Here is a 14,588-nt window from a genome sequence, read left to right as displayed (position 1 = left end):
TAAAAAAGGGGGGTCAGAGTGAGTTTTTCAAAATGAAAGACTCACTCTGACCCCCTTTTTGGTTACCGATCAGGCGTACAAGGGGTTTGGCTTGTCGCCGTCGATGTTCCAGACTTTGATCGCTTTCGCGACGTCCTTCGCCGTCAACTTGCCGGACTCGAACAACGCGACCACGGCCGCATGGGCAACGTGGTAGCGGTCCACTTCGAAGTGGTGACGCAGGTTTGCCCGCGTGTCACTGCGGCCGAAGCCGTCGGTTCCCAACACCACGTAATGCATCGGGACGAATTCGCGGATCTGGTTGGCAAACGTACGCACGTAGTCGGTGGCGGCGATGGCCGGACCTTCGCGACCTTCCAGCAACTTGCCCACGTGTGACTTGCGCGGCGTCTTCGCTTCCGGATTGCGGCGATTCCAACGCAGGCAGTCTTCACCGTCACGCGCCAACTCGTTGAAGCTCGGGCAGCTCCAGATATCGGCGCTGATGCCGAACTCGGCTTCGAGCAAATCGGCGGCGGCAATGACTTCGCGCAAGATCGTGCCGCTTCCCATCAACTGGACTTTCAAACCTGAGGCGGCCTTGCCCTTGGCCTTTGCGGCCGGTGCTTCGCGCAACAAGTACATGCCCTTGATGATGTTTTCGGCACTGCCTTCCGGCATCGCCGGATGGCTGTAGTTCTCATTCATCAGGGTGATGTAGTAGTACTCGTCCTGCTGCTCGGTCAGCATGCGTTGCATACCGTGTTGCAGGATCGTCACCACCTCATAGCCGAAGGTCGGATCGTAGCTGCGGCAGTTCGGGATCAACGACGCTTGGATGTGCGACTGCCCGTCTTCGTGCTGCAGACCTTCGCCGTTCAAGGTGGTCCGGCCGGCTGTACCGCCCAACATGAAGCCGCGCGAACGCATGTCAGCCGCCTGCCATGCGGCATCGCCGACGCGTTGGAAGCCGAACATCGAGTAATAGATGTAGAACGGCAGCATTTGCAGATCGTTGGTGCTGTAACTGGTCGCCGCTGCCATCCAAGAGGCAAATGCACCGGCTTCGGTGATGCCCTCTTCCAACACCTGTCCGGCAGCATCTTCGCGATAGAACATCAGCTGGTCGGCGTCCACCGGCTTGTACTTCTGACCTTGCGGTGCATAGATACCGAGTTGGCGGAACATGCCTTCCATGCCGAAGGTGCGCGCCTCATCCGCGACGATCGGCACGCAACGCGGACCGACGTCCTTGTCGCGCAGCAAAATACCGAGCGCTTGCACGAAGGCCATGGTGGTGGAAATTTCGCGTTCGCCGGTGTCTTTCAATAAGCGTTCGAAGGTTTCCAGTTTCGGGACTTGCAAGGATTCGGTGCTCTTGCGACGGCGTGCCGGCAAGTGACCGCCCAGCGCAGCGCGACGCTCGCGCATGTATTCCATTTCCGGCGACTTCTCGTCCGGCTTGAAGAACGGCACCTCGTCTTTCTCGAACAACTCGTCGGGAATGTTGAGTTGGAAACGTTTGCGGAAGGATTGCACCGCATCGTCGTCCAGCTTTTTGGTTTGGTGCGTCGGGTTCAAGGCCTCGCCCGCGGCGCCCATGCCATAGCCCTTGACGGTCTTGGCGAGAATGACGGTCGGCATGCCGGTGGTTTTGACTGCGGCATCGTAGGCGGCGTACACCTTGTGCGGGTCATGACCGCCACGGTTCAAACGCCAGATATCGTCGTCACTGAGATTGGCGACCATGCGCAGGGTTTCCGGCGATTTGCCGAAGAAATGTTCACGCGTGTAGGCGCCGCCGAAGGCCTTGCAGTTCTGATACTCACCGTCCACGGTGTCCATCATGATGCGCTTCAGGATGCCGTCCTTGTCTTGTGCCAAGAGCGGATCCCAGTAGCTGCCCCAAACCAACTTGATGACATTCCAATCCGCACCGCGGAAATTGCCTTCGAGTTCCTGGATGATTTTGCCGTTGCCGCGCACCGGGCCATCCAAACGTTGCAGGTTGCAGTTGATCACGAAGATCAGGTTGTCGAGACCTTCGCGACCCGCGACCGAGATCGCCCCCAAGCTTTCCGGCTCGTCCGTTTCGCCGTCGCCGAGGAAGCACCACACCTTGCGATCGGTCTTCGGCATCAAGCCGCGCGCTTCCAGATATTTCCAATGGCGCGCTTGATAGATTGCCGCCAACGGGCCCAAGCCCATCGAAACGGTCGGGGTTTGCCAATAGTCGGGCATCAACCACGGGTGCGGGTAAGACGAAATGCCCTTGCCATGCACTTCCATGCGGAAGTTATTGAGCTGCTCTTCGCTGATGCGCCCTTCCAAGAACGAGCGTGCGTAGATACCCGGCGAACTGTGGCCCTGGATGTAGAGCAGATCGCCCGGATGTTTGTCGGAGGCGGCGCGCCAGAAATGGTTGAAGCCGACGTCGTACAAGGTCGCCGACGAGGCGAAGCTGGCGATGTGTCCGCCCAAATCACCCGGCTTGCGGTTCGCGCGCACCACCATCGCCATCGCATTCCAGCGAATGATCGAGCGGATGCGCCATTCCATATTGCTGTCGCCCGGGAACGTCGGTTCGAGTTCGGGCGGAATGGTGTTGATGTATTCGGTCGTCGGCGCGAATGGCAGGTGCGTGCCGGAGCGACGGGTCAGCTCGACCATGCCTTCCAACAACTGGTGGGCGCGCTCCGGGCCTTGGGCGTCAATCACCGCTTTGATCGATTCGATCCACTCGCGGGTTTCGGTCGGGTCGGGGTCGTTTTGCAACAGGTCGTTGAGCCAGGACATTCGGCATGCTCGTCTATCGGATTGAATCGAGTTTACCAATTGGTGAGCGTCAAATGGGGTTGCCGCTATTTTTACCCGTGTAAATTTTTTTGAGGGAAAGCATTGCGCAGGATCGCCAACCTGCCTACGCTCCATGCATGACAACGCCAAGCTCTGCCATCGGCAGCGACATCCCCCCTTTGGTCAGCGTTGCAATGTGCACTTGGAATGGTGCGGCGCACATTGATTCGCAGCTGGACTCCATCCTTGCGCAGCGCGACGTGCGGCTTGAGGTGCTCATCTTGGATGACGCCTCCACCGATGGCGTGACCTGGCCGAAACTCGAAGACCGGGCCGCGGCGGATCCGCGCATCCGTCTGTTCCGCAATGACACCAACCTTGGCCATTTGCGCAGTTTCGAAAAATGCATGGGCTTGGCCACAAGTGAATGGATCGCCCCGGCCGACCAGGACGACATTTGGGCCCTCGACAAGCTGTCGAAATTGCACGCCGCCATCGGCACGGCCGACCTCGCCTACTGCGACTCGGTTTATATGGACGCCAAAGGCGCATTGACCGGCGGGGCCGTATCGGGGGACTTTGAGATGTTCAGTGGCACCAATCCCGTGCCGCTGTTCTTCCAAAACACGGTCTCCGGCCATGCCTGTCTGTTCCGCAAAGACTTGTTGGCGGTTGCCGGACCTGCGCCAGACGGTTTTTTTCATGACTGGTGGTTGGCGCTATGCGCCGCCGGCCGACACGGCGTCGTGTACCTGGACGAACCCTTGGTGCAATTCAGACGACATGCGAATGCCTGTACCAACATCGGACGTGGCGACGGCGACCGGAAAGTTGCGTGTCGCAATCGCAAGTGGCTGGAAGACCTTGCCGCCGTCGGTCGCGCCTATTCGACCACCTCGCTGCGCGCGTCGGCCTTCGCCGGGCAGTTCGCACAGGCTTTGCAATCTGCGCTTGCCGGACACAGCACGCCCGCGCTGCATTTGGCGTGGGCACATCGCGCAGCACTGCCGCCGGAAGACGCACCGGGTTGGTTGAAAGCCATCAAACTCTGGAGCCGAATCCGGCGTAAGTCCAAGCGCGCCCAGCGCGAGCCCGCGAGCGCGTGAATCTTGCGGCGCGTGCTCAGCGCCCGAATTGTTTACGCGGCAAAAGCAGCTTTAAGGCGCGTTCGGCGCTCTTGCGTCGCAGCCCGCGCGTTTTCAGTCCTTGCATCAGCGGCGCAATCCATCGGCTGCGCGGCTGCTCGATCATGGTGACGCGCTGCAGTGCCTCCAAACGGTACAGCGCTTGCAAGGCTTGACCGGCCTGGCGTCGATGCGATGGCAGATCCGGTAGCGCCTCGATGCAACGTAATTGGTCGTCAGCGATTTCGACATACATCTCTGCGACTCGCAGCTGTCGCCGCTTCCAACCTTCGTAGCCGCGTTCGCTGCGATCAAACACCCAGTCGCCGAGATTGTGATCGTGCCGCCGGTAGCGGATGAGTGACACCGGCAAGCAACGGCAGACCCCGATGAGGGCGCCGCGCAACATCAACATGTTGTCTTCGACGCGTCCTTCGAGCGGTGGCAAATCCGTCAACAGCGTGGTTCTGAACGCCATGCTGGCGCCGAGTATCGTGGCCAGCTTGCCGCGATTGATCAGCCAACGTTGATCGACACGCGCCGGCAACCCGCGGACACCCGCTTCTATCAGCCGGCCTTGGGCGTCGACGTCATCAACGCGGGAACCGACGATCTGCGCATCGGGCTCCGCGTCAAACACGCGCAACAGTGTGTCAACGCGCTCTGGCAACGACACGTCATCGCCCGCGGAATTGAACAGGACGGGCGCGGTGGCGATCGCGGCCAGCTCGTTGAGATGCGCGCACAGTCCGATATTGCTGGCTGTGCTTCGCACGATCACCCGATGCGGGCCTGCGTAGTCGCGCAAACGATCACGCACCAACGGCAGCGTTTCGGCACACGAACTGTCGTCAGAAACGATGATTTCGCAGGCAACGGTTTGCGCCAACGCCCCTTCAACCGCCTCGAGAACGGTGTCTTTCATGCGGTAGCAGACCACCAGGAACGTCGCCCGCCAACCTCCGGGCGGCGCGACGCGTGCACCGTGTTCGGTCGCTTGACCCGTCACCGGAACCGGCCGGTCCGCAACGGGCGCCTGGCCGGACATCGACTTATTTTCCGCTCGCTGTGCGACCTTGCGCACGGGTTTTGCGAATTTGTGCATCCACCGCCGCGATTGCGGTCATGTTGACAACACGTCGTGCACTCGATGCCGGGGTGAGAATATGCGCCGGTTTGTCGAGCCCCATCAAGATCGGGCCGATCGCCACGCCATTGGTCGCCACGCGCACCAGGTTGTATCCGATGTTCGCGGCATCGAGGTTCGGCATCACCAACAGGTTCGCCACACCTTCCAAGGTCGTGTTGGGGAAAATGCGCTTGCGCAGCGCTTCGTCCCATGCGGTATCCGCCATCATCTCGCCGTCGATCGCCAGATTCGGCACACGGCTGCGAATCATCTTGAGCGCTGCCTGCATTTTCGACGTGGAAGGATCGGCATGGCTGCCGAAATTGCCGTGCGAGAGCAAAGCGACATTCGGTTGGATGCCGAACAACTTCATGCGGTAGGTGGCCTGCAAGGTCATCTCTGCGATGCGTTCCGCGCAGGGGTCGTATTGCACGTGGGTATCGGTGAAGAACCAAGCGCCCTTGTCGTTCAACACGCCGGTCATGGCGGCGGTACCGGTCGCGCCCGGCTCGAGATCGAAGACGCTGCGCAGATAGCCCAATTTCTTGTGATAACGACCCACCAAACCGCAAATCATCGCATCGGCTTCGCCGCGCTCCACCATCAATGCCGCGACCAATGTGGGACGCGAGCGCACCAAATTCTTGGCCGCATCCTGGGTGACGCCGTTGCGCTCGTTGCGCGCGTGGTATTGCTGCCAATAATCGTTGAAGCGCGGATCGTCATTGATGTTCACGAGGTCGAAGTCCACGCCTTCGCGCATGCGCAAGGACAGCTTGTCGATGCGGTTGGCGATCACTTCCGGGCGACCGACCAGAATCGGCCGCGCGAGCTTTTCATCGATCACGACCTGCACGGCGCGCAAGACGGTGTATTCCTCGCCTTCGGCATAAACCACGCGTTGCAAGTCCTGCGTCGCCTGCTCATACACCGGACGCATCATCAGCTTGGTGCGATGGATGAACTGCGCCAATTTTTCTTCGTATTCGGCGACATTCGCCAGCGGACGCGAAGCGACGCCGGAATCCATGGCAGCTTTCGCGACCGCGGGCGCGATGACTTCGATCAAGCGCGGATCGAACGGACGCGGAATCAAATATTCATCGCCGAACTTCGGTATCTCGCCACCGTAAGCACTGCCGAGGTCGCTCGCTTCCATCCGGGCGAGCTTGGCAATGGCGCGTACGCAGGCCAACTTCATTTCTTCGTTGATTTCACGCGCGCCGACATCTAGGGCGCCGCGGAAAATGTAGGGGAAACACAAGGCGTTATTGACTTGGTTCGGATAATCGCTGCGGCCGGTAGCGATGATGGCGTCGGGGCGTACCGCCTTGGCCTCTTCCGGCATGATTTCCGGATACGGATTGGCCAGCGCCAGAATGATCGGACGTTCGGCCATGGTGGCAACCATCTCAGCCTTCAAAATACCGCCGGCCGACAGACCCAAGAAGACGTCCGCGCCGTCGACGATTTCCGCCAAAGAGCGCTTGTCGGTGTCGCGCGCATAGCGCGCCTTGTCCGGATCAAGATTCGGGCGACCGCTGTAGATCACGCCGTCGCGATCAAAGGCCAGAATGTTTTCCGGTTTCATGCCCAACGCGACCAACATGTCGAGACAAGCAATACCGGCGGCACCCGCGCCCGAGGTTGCGAGCTTGACGGTGGCGATGTCTTTGCCGGCAACTTCCAAGGCATTCAACACCGCGGCGCCCACGATGATGGCCGTGCCGTGTTGATCGTCGTGGAAGACCGGGATGTTCATCCGCTCGCGCAGTTTGCGCTCGATATAGAAGCACTCCGGCGCCTTGATGTCTTCGAGGTTGATGCCACCGAAGGTCGGCTCCATCGCGGCGATGATGTCGACCAGTTTGTCGGGGTCGCGCTCGGCCAGTTCAATATCGAACACGTCGATGTTGGCGAACTTCTTGAACAAGACACCCTTGCCTTCCATCACCGGCTTGCCGGCCAAGGGCCCGATATCGCCAAGCCCGAGCACGGCGGTGCCGTTGGTGACGACGGCGACGAGATTCGCGCGCGCCGTCAGTTCGCTGGCCGTGTTCGGATCGTCAACGATCGCTTCGCAGGCATAGGCAACGCCCGGTGAATAGGCCAACGACAAATCGCGCTGGGTCACCATCGGCTTGGTCGCCGAGATCTGGATTTTGCCGGCCGGTGCCAAGCGGTGGTAGTCGATGGCGGCCTGTTTGAAGTTTTCCTGATCGGACATGGTGCGAAACTCTGGGGCGAACCATGATTCTAACGCGGCGTCACGGCGAGCCAGCGTTCATGCCGGCGTTTGACCGGTCTCGCTGTGTTCGGCTTCCGGATCGGCATGATGCGGAAACAGGGTATCGGTGATTTGATCCAGACGGATCTTGTTGGCAAACAGGGAAAAGGCCAAGACACCCGCCAGACCGTTGGCGCGCTGCACCCAATGCGGCAGCCAACGCGGCGGTTCGATCACGCCGGCGGCGTACATCGGCTCCAGACGGATCACATCGTCCAAGGTCATCTTGCCGGCGAAGAGTTGCCGGCCCAGCCGCAAACGGTCTTGACGCAAGGACCAGCGGAAGAAGGTATGCACGCTGACCAATCCGCGCAAATACACCGTGTCCTTGGTGAAGGCCAAACCTCCGGTGGCGGGGACGCCGCGGAAAATCCGCTGCGCGGAGGCGAAGCTTTCCTGTTCGCTTTGACCTTGCGACAGGAAATATTTGAATACCTCGATGAAATCGGCGCCATCGAGCGCTTTGGCCACCGCTTCAATCCGCAGGCTCACGCGCTTCATGCGCTGGATATCGGTGCTGCCGGTGATTTGTTCCGCAAAGGTCGCCAAACCTTCCTGCGTCGTGGTTGTGCGCGGCGACGACAACTCCAGACTTTTCAGCACCGGCTGCAAGCGACCGTTCAACGCAGTGAGCGAGTGCACCAGGGCTTCGTGTTGCAGCAGTTGGGCGCGGTCGTAGTCGGTGAAGATCGCCGAAGTGCGCAGGCGGATGCGCGTCGCGGCAGCGGCGGCCTTCGCGATCAGATCGGGATCCAATTCAACGTTGATGACGCGCGCATCAAAAAAATCGTCAAGGTCGTTCTGCAGTTGCAAGGCCAAGGCCGTGGCCGACACCGGCACGGTTTCCATCGGTGAAATCAACTCGTGGTCGAGTTCGCAGGCGATGTTGATGAAGTGTGCTGCCGCCTCACGCGCGGTGGGACCGTTGCCCGGCAATTGTTCATCCGGTGTGCCGTAGAGAATCTTGGAGAGTTCGGTGACGCGGGCCGTGCCGAGGTTTTCCAGCAATTCCGCGGCATGATCCCAACTGCGTGCGCTTTCGATCAAGTAGTCACCGAGCGGATGACCTTCTTCCGCCGCCTGCATGATCGCCTGCAATTCGCGTCGCGCTTCGGAAAAGTCATGCTTCGGATATTCAACCATCGGCAGCACCGGATGGCCGGCCTGCCAGGAATCCAGGAAGGGTTGCTGCAGTTGCGCGGGCCAACTCACCAAACTCAACAAGCGCATTCCGCGTGCGGCTTCGACCATCCGTGCATCCAACGCGGCATGGTGTGCGACGTCCGGCGTCCAATTCGGCTGTGCTTCGCTCATCCGGACATCTTATGCAATGTCACGTGTTGGGTCTGCGACCCCGTATTTTCTGGCTTTCGACCTTGGCCAAGGCGGCAGAGGCGACTTCCTCATGCAACTTGCGCCAATTCTGCAGACGCGCCGGATCCAACGATCCGTCGGCAATGGCCGCCGTCACCGCGCAGCCCGGCTCTTTCAGGTGCTTGCAGTCGCGGAATTTGCATTGCGCGGCGAGTGCGTCGACATCGTTGAAGGTGACGGCCGCCTGCGCTTCTTCACCGGTAGGCTTGAGCTCGCGCATGCCGGGCGTATCGATCAAGCACGCACCGGACGGCAAACGCATCAGCGCGCGATGCGTCGTGGTGTGGCGGCCGCGCGAATCGTGGGCGCGGACCGCGCCCGTGCGCATGCGCGATTCACCCAGCAAGGTATTGGTGAGCGTGGATTTGCCGGCACCGCTCGAACCGACCAAGACAACCGTCTCGCCTTCGCCAAGCCAAGGCTTGAGCGCCGTGACCGCGCCGGCATCCAATGCGTTCAATGCAATGACCGCCACATCCTCATCCGGTAACGCATCGAGCATGACGCGCGCTTCGTCCAAGCGTTCGCCGATATCCGCTTTCGTCAGAACCACCACCGGATTGACGCCGCCGGCGCGCACCAACATCAGGTAACGCTCGATGCGGCGGGGATTGAAATCATCGTCGAGCCCGCAGACTACGAAAGCGGTATCGATGTTGGCGGCAATGAGCTGTTGCTTGTAATGGTCGCCTGCGGCGGCACGCTTCATGGCGCTGAAACGCGGCAACAACGCAACGATGCGCAGGCCATCAAGGATCACCCAGTCCCCGACCCCGGCGCGGATATCGGGACTGACGCGCGGCCGCGTCCACTCCGGCGGCGATTCCACTTTGAACGCCTCAATACCGTCTTGGCTGACGCGATAGCCCGCACGATGCTGCTCCACAACCCGTGCAACGCGGGTGCCCGGGTGCGCATTCAACAGATCCTGCCAACCGGCAGGCAAATCGGTGGGCCAGCCGATGGCCGCCAGAGAGGCGGGGCTCAATTCCACGTGCGGCCACAGGTCGGTGTCATCGGGGCATTCTAGCGGGTGTGTGGCGGCCGTCGCAGAATGCCTGCTTTTCCCGTAATCTTGAGCGTTTCACGCCCTTTGACCGCACCATGCCCCTGCACGCCCTCCCCACGCGCGAACGTTTGACCGAAGTCCGTTATGAAATCCGTGGCGCACTGGCCCGGCGGGCACGTGAACTGGAAACCCAAGGCCGGACCTTGGTGAAACTCAACATCGGCAATCCCGGCAATTTCGGCTTCCGCGCGCCCGAGCATTTGCAGCAAGCGATTGTGCAGCACATTGCCGACACCGATCCCTACACCCATCAACAGGGTTTGCCGCAGGCGCGCGAAGCCATTGCCGCGCATCACGCAGCCCGGGGTGGATTCGAGGTGTCGGCTGATCGCATTTTTGTCGGCAACGGGGTGAGCGAACTGATTGATATCTCACTGCGTGCCCTGCTGAACCCGGGCGATGAAGTGTTGCTGCCGTCACCCGACTATCCGCTGTGGAGTGCGGCGACGATCCTGAATGATGGTCGGCCCGTCTACTACCAGTGCCTGCCCGAGAATGGCTTCCAGCCCGATCCTGCGGAAATCGAATCGCTGATCTCGTCGCGCACGCGCGCGATCGTGTTGATCAATCCAAACAACCCGACCGGCGCGAGTTATCCGCGCGAAACCCTCGAAGCCATCGTCGCTATTGCACGCAAACACGGTGTGCTGCTGATGGCGGATGAGATTTACGACCACATCCTCTACGACGACGCGACCTTCCAACCGCTGGCGCCGCTGGCCGGCGATTTGCCCTGCATCTCGTTTGGCGGATTGTCGAAAGTGCATCGCGCTTGCGGCTGGCGCGTTGGCTGGGCAGTGTTGTCCGGCGATCGTTCCGCGATGCAGGCCTATACCCAGGCGATGGACTTGTTGGGCGCATTGCGCTTGTGCGCCAACGTGCCGGGACAAGTGGCCATTGAAGCCGCACTGAACGGCTTGGATACGATCACGCCGCTTTGCAGCCCCGAGGGTCGACTTTTCGAAACACGACGCGCCCTGATTGAGGCCTGTGAAGCCAGTGCGCATTTGGATTTGGTGGCACCGGCCGGTGCGCTTTACGGCTTTCCTGCGGTGACCGGTCCGGCGGCGCATGCGTTTGACGATCACGCATTTGCTTTGGAGCTCTTGGAAACCGAAGACGTGCTGATCGTGCCGGGATCCAGTTTCAACGTGCCCTATCGCAATCATTTCCGTGTCACATTGCTCCCGCAACCTGAAGTCCTGCGCGATGTCTTCGCGCGGATCGACCGGGTTCTGGAGAAGCGCGCTGCGCTGGCGGCATGAATACATTTCTGCAATTGGGTGACAGTTACACCATCGGCGAAGGCGTCGACGACGCCGGGCGTTGGGGCAATCAATTGGCGCACGCCTTGCGCAAAGAAGGCGTCGCCATCACCGACCCGCATTTCGTGGCGACGACCGGTTGGACGTCGGGCGAATTGATCGCACGCTTGGATGCGCTGGAACCCTTGGGAAATGCCTGGGGTTTGGTCAGCCTTTTGATTGGCGTGAACAATCAATACCGCGGATTGCCGGTTGAAACGTATGCAAACGAATTCGACATTTTGCTGGATCGCGCCGTCGCCTTTGCGCAAGGCGACGCCGATCGCGTATTGGTCATGTCGATTCCCGACTGGGGCGTGACACCATTTGCGCGCAGCCAAGGACGCGTTGAAGCGGAGGTTGCCCGCGACATCGATGCCTACAATGCGATCGCGCGTGAACGATGCGAATCGCTCGCCGTGCGGTATGTCGATATCACGCCGGTTTCGCGGCGCTATGGTGGCGAGGTCGAGATGTTGGTGGCCGATGCCTTGCACCCGTCTGCGGCGATGTACGGCCTGTGGGCCGCGCAAGCGCTGCCGGTGGTGCGCCAGATGCCTTGGGTTGATTCGGTCGCGTGACTCCGGAACAGATCGAACGCGTCGCGCGCGCTTATTTTCCCGAAGGTTTCAGCTTCGCGCGCTGGCACTACCATTACGCCCGCATCAAGTTGAAAACCGATCCTTTGTATCCGGGCGTGCTGAAAGCGCTGTCGGGCAACCAAGCGCCTTTGTTGGACATCGGGTGCGGCATCGGATTATTGGCGCAGTTGTTGCGCGATAACGGCGTCGCGACGCCTTATACCGGCGTCGACTTCGATGCGCGGAAGATTCAGATGGCCAAGCTTGGCGCAAAAAAACGCGCGTTGTATGAGGTCTTATTCAAGCAGCGCGACGTGACCCGTGGCCTGCCCACGCACTGGGGCAGTGTCACCTTGCTGGATGTGCTGCAGTTCCTGCCAGATGATGCGGCGCGCTGGCAATTGCTGCGCGACGCCATGCAATGTGTCTCCGACGACGGGCTGTTTGTGATTCGCACCGGCATCGAGGAAGCCAACGTAACTTCCGCGTTCACCGGCTGGGTCGACAACTTGTCCAAGCATTGGGGTTGGATGCGGACGGGTGCCAGCCGCTATCCGAAACTGGACGTTTTGCAGGCGTTCTTAGCTGAGGGCGGATTCGACGTGCAGACCTCACCGCTGAAAGAGAACACGCCATTCAACAACTGGTTGTTGGTGGCAAGGCGCGTTTAGAGTTCTTCAGGCAACACGGTCTTGTAGCCGAGCGCGTCCAATCGCGCCAACAACAAGCGCAGTTGCGGTACGTTGCGACCATGCGGTGCACCTTCGTGCATCAGAATGATCGCGCCCGGTGCGATATTTTTTTCAACGCGCCGGATCACATCGTTGTCATCTGCGTTCACCGCGTCAAATCCGCGTGCGCTCCAGCCCACGCGTGCAAGATTCAACTCTTTGAGTGGTGCCGACACAAACGGATTGGCCATGCCGACCACGGCACGAAACCAATGCGGGCGCACGCCGGTGGCGACTTCCAGCTGTTTTTGCGCTTGCTCGATCTGTTGCCGCATCTGCCTCGGTCCCAGCGCCCAAAACCATGCTTGCGGATGCGACTGACTGTGGTTGCCGATGCCGTGTCCGCGCTGGACGATCTCACGCGCCAATGCCGGCCGCGCCTCTGCGCGATCGCCTACCAGGAAAAATGTCGCGCGCGCGTTGTATTGCTCAAGCACATCGAGAATTTGCGGCGTTTCTTCGGAAGGGCCGTCATCGATGGTGAGCCAGACCGATTTTTCCTGCGTCGGAAGTCTTCTCAAGACGGGCGAATAGAGCGAGGCGCCCGGATACAACACGCCCCAGAGCAGGACGGCATGACTGAGCAGCATCGCCGGCAGTCCGATCTTCCATCCCCAGGCGATCCAAAGCCAAACCACGAACAATTGGGAGGCGAGCAGCGCGAACCACCAAACATGCGGGTGCCGGGGCGGTGTGTGGAAAACGGGTTGAGTCATAGCTTCGGCATTCTAAGCGAGGTGGCGCTTTTCGCCCGGTTTTCGCCGGTTTCGCAGGGTTCTTGCGCAAAGTGGCGTAAAATCGCGCTTTGTTTGCATTTGTTCGGCTGTGGAGCGAAGCGGTAATGAGTCTTGAACCTGCGTTGCGTCAGCGCATCGAGTCCCTGTTGCGCGAGAATCGCGTGGTTTTGTTCATGAAAGGCGCCCCCGAAGCACCGCAGTGCGGTTTCTCCGCTCGCGCGGTCGGCATGTTGGACAGCTTGGGGCTGGACTACGCCCATGTGGATGTCCTGTCCGACCCTGAAATTCGCGAAGGCATCAAGGTTTACGGTGACTGGCCGACGATTCCGCAGCTGTATGTGGATGGCGAATTGGTCGGTGGCAGCGACATCATCGTGCAGTTGGTCGATAGCGGCGAATTGCAGAAGATGCTCGGCCTTCCCGAAGTTGACCGTACGCCGCCGGCAATTCACATCACGCCCGCCGCCATTGAAATGCTGCGCGGTGCCGTGCAGGATGCCGGTGGCCAAGCCGCAGTCGAGATCCAGGTGGATCGCGCAGGCGCGACCCAATTGCAGCTTTCGCCCTTCAACGATCGCGATATCCGCGTGGAAGTGGAAGGCGTCGTGTTTCAGTTTGATGTGGCATCGGCCAGACGCGCGGAAGGCCTGAAGATTGATTTTGTCGATGATGCGCGCGGTCGTGGTCTCGTGATCGGTCGTGACGGCGGTGTGCGCAACATTTCGCCCGCTGAGGTCGTCAATCGTGTGAATGCAGGCACGCTGACCGTGGTCGACGTTCGCCCCGCGGATGAACGTGCAATCGCCTCGCCGAAGATCGACATCCGCAATATCGATGACGGCGTGGACGGCCTGCTCGCGCTGCCGAAAAACACCCCATTGGCTTTCCTGTGCCGTGTGGGTGGCCGTAGTGCCAATATGGCGCAGCTGTTTGTGGAGCGGGGGTTTACCGAGATTTACAACATTGAAGGTGGAACCGAAGCTTGGCGCGGGATCGATGCATCGATTCCCAGTTACTAGATATCAACGCCGCTGCACGACGCCATTTCACATGCGCTGACGGGGCGGCGGCGTAACCTGAATGCAGTCTACGAATCTAAGAGGTGCGCCATGGCTTCCCGTTTTTATTTGACCATTCCGGACACGAAAAAACTCGCTGAGGCCGGTCCATTGGCATTTCGTTCAAGGGGCGCCCAAGGTCTGGCCGAAGAGCTTGAAGCCGCGCTGCGTACGGACGTTTTGTTCAAACGCTGGGCAGCGACGCAAGACGATCCCGAAGACATCGATTCGAACTTGAGCGGCACGGATCCTTCTGCCACCGTCACGGGCGAACAACACGACCTGCACGTGGATTTGATCGCGACTACGAGTTTGACGGGCGATGCCATTCGCCACAGGCTGAGACTTTTGGCAGGCCATGTTTGGCAGCTTAAAGACGTCACGCACGCGTAAATCACCCGGAATACTGATGCCACCCG

General features: G+C 60.2%; 12 protein-coding genes. 6 read left to right on the top strand and 6 right to left on the bottom strand.

The annotated features are described in order from the left end of the window. Positions 1–69: 69 nt before the first annotated feature. On the bottom strand, positions 70–2,775 hold the full coding sequence (aceE, locus tag H8L67_RS01735) for a pyruvate dehydrogenase (acetyl-transferring), homodimeric type (protein ID WP_220380081.1): 2,706 nt from the start codon (positions 2,773–2,775) through the stop codon (positions 70–72). A 137-nt stretch (positions 2,776–2,912) separates the two neighbouring features. Here aceE and H8L67_RS01730 point away from each other — a divergent pair, with 137 nt between their 5' ends. Continuing rightward, positions 2,913–3,881: a glycosyltransferase gene (locus H8L67_RS01730; protein ID WP_220380080.1), complete on the top strand. Its 969-nt coding sequence runs from the start codon at positions 2,913–2,915 to the stop codon at positions 3,879–3,881. 16 nt (positions 3,882–3,897) lie between these two features. On the opposite strand, the gene H8L67_RS01725 is transcribed toward H8L67_RS01730, so the two are convergent. From H8L67_RS01725 to rsgA, 4 genes are read right to left on the bottom strand one after another with little or no spacing between them, the layout of a single operon-like run. Then, the gene (locus H8L67_RS01725) at positions 3,898–4,947 is read right to left on the bottom strand and encodes a glycosyltransferase (protein ID WP_220380079.1); all 1,050 of its coding nucleotides are present in this window, start codon (positions 4,945–4,947) and stop codon (positions 3,898–3,900) included. Positions 4,948–4,951: 4 nt separating this feature from the next. Next, positions 4,952–7,255 (bottom strand): NADP-dependent malic enzyme, encoded by a 2,304-nt coding sequence (locus H8L67_RS01720; RefSeq protein WP_220380078.1) that lies wholly within the window; start codon positions 7,253–7,255, stop codon positions 4,952–4,954. Positions 7,256–7,312: 57 nt separating this feature from the next. After that, the gene (locus tag H8L67_RS01715; protein ID WP_220380077.1) at positions 7,313–8,629 is read right to left on the bottom strand and encodes a flavohemoglobin expression-modulating QEGLA motif protein; all 1,317 of its coding nucleotides are present in this window, start codon (positions 8,627–8,629) and stop codon (positions 7,313–7,315) included. 19 nt (positions 8,630–8,648) lie between these two features. Beyond that, complete coding sequence (gene rsgA / locus H8L67_RS01710) at positions 8,649–9,683, bottom strand: ribosome small subunit-dependent GTPase A (protein WP_255555998.1); 1,035 nt, start codon at positions 9,681–9,683, stop codon at positions 8,649–8,651. Between the two features lie 110 nt (positions 9,684–9,793). Between rsgA and H8L67_RS01705 the strand changes: the two genes are divergently transcribed. From H8L67_RS01705 to H8L67_RS01695, 3 genes are read left to right on the top strand one after another with little or no spacing between them, the layout of a single operon-like run. Next, a complete protein-coding gene (locus H8L67_RS01705; protein ID WP_220380076.1) occupies positions 9,794–11,023 on the top strand; it encodes an aminotransferase class I/II-fold pyridoxal phosphate-dependent enzyme in 1,230 nt (409 codons plus the stop codon). Further along, a complete protein-coding gene (locus H8L67_RS01700; RefSeq protein ID WP_220380075.1) occupies positions 11,020–11,643 on the top strand; it encodes an SGNH/GDSL hydrolase family protein in 624 nt (207 codons plus the stop codon). The genes H8L67_RS01705 and H8L67_RS01700 overlap by 4 nt, the downstream gene beginning before the upstream one ends. Next, positions 11,640–12,314 carry a class I SAM-dependent methyltransferase gene (locus tag H8L67_RS01695; protein ID WP_220380074.1) on the top strand — a complete coding sequence of 225 codons (675 nt, stop codon included), beginning with the start codon at positions 11,640–11,642 and terminating at the stop codon, positions 12,312–12,314. Before H8L67_RS01700 ends, H8L67_RS01695 begins: the two co-directional genes overlap by 4 nt. Here the strand turns inward: H8L67_RS01695 and H8L67_RS01690 are convergent. Beyond that, the gene (locus H8L67_RS01690; protein ID WP_220380073.1) at positions 12,311–13,090 is read right to left on the bottom strand and encodes a polysaccharide deacetylase family protein; all 780 of its coding nucleotides are present in this window, start codon (positions 13,088–13,090) and stop codon (positions 12,311–12,313) included. The genes H8L67_RS01695 and H8L67_RS01690 overlap by 4 nt on opposite strands. Before the next feature lie 125 nt (positions 13,091–13,215). On the opposite strand from H8L67_RS01690, the gene grxD reads away from it, so the two are divergent. Both grxD and H8L67_RS01680 read left to right on the top strand, forming a co-directional pair. Then, entirely contained in the window at positions 13,216–14,130 is a 915-nt protein-coding gene (gene grxD / locus H8L67_RS01685; protein WP_220380072.1) for a Grx4 family monothiol glutaredoxin, read from the top strand. A gap of 90 nt (positions 14,131–14,220) precedes the next feature. After that, a complete protein-coding gene (locus tag H8L67_RS01680) occupies positions 14,221–14,562 on the top strand; it encodes a hypothetical protein (protein WP_220380071.1) in 342 nt (113 codons plus the stop codon). The last annotated feature ends 26 nt before the right edge of the window (positions 14,563–14,588 follow it).

The sequence above is a fragment of the Lysobacter soyae genome (genome assembly GCF_019551435.1).
GTDB lineage: Bacteria > Pseudomonadota > Gammaproteobacteria > Xanthomonadales > Xanthomonadaceae > Solilutibacter > Solilutibacter soyae.
The sequence above is the reverse complement of the archived record's forward strand: the minus strand, read 5'-3'. Positions and strand labels throughout refer to the sequence as shown.

Coding starts and splice junctions, on each gene's coding strand:
- aceE (WP_220380081.1), bottom strand. CDS start 2,775: ATGTCCTGGCTCAACGACCTGTTGCAAAACGACCCCGACCCGACCGAA.
- H8L67_RS01730 (WP_220380080.1), top strand. CDS start 2,913: ATGACAACGCCAAGCTCTGCCATCGGCAGCGACATCCCCCCTTTGGTC.
- H8L67_RS01725 (WP_220380079.1), bottom strand. CDS start 4,947: ATGTCCGGCCAGGCGCCCGTTGCGGACCGGCCGGTTCCGGTGACGGGT.
- H8L67_RS01720 (WP_220380078.1), bottom strand. CDS start 7,255: ATGTCCGATCAGGAAAACTTCAAACAGGCCGCCATCGACTACCACCGC.
- H8L67_RS01715 (WP_220380077.1), bottom strand. CDS start 8,629: ATGAGCGAAGCACAGCCGAATTGGACGCCGGACGTCGCACACCATGCC.
- H8L67_RS01705 (WP_220380076.1), top strand. CDS start 9,794: ATGCCCCTGCACGCCCTCCCCACGCGCGAACGTTTGACCGAAGTCCGT.
- H8L67_RS01700 (WP_220380075.1), top strand. CDS start 11,020: ATGAATACATTTCTGCAATTGGGTGACAGTTACACCATCGGCGAAGGC.
- H8L67_RS01690 (WP_220380073.1), bottom strand. CDS start 13,090: ATGACTCAACCCGTTTTCCACACACCGCCCCGGCACCCGCATGTTTGG.
- grxD (WP_220380072.1), top strand. CDS start 13,216: ATGAGTCTTGAACCTGCGTTGCGTCAGCGCATCGAGTCCCTGTTGCGC.
- H8L67_RS01680 (WP_220380071.1), top strand. CDS start 14,221: ATGGCTTCCCGTTTTTATTTGACCATTCCGGACACGAAAAAACTCGCT.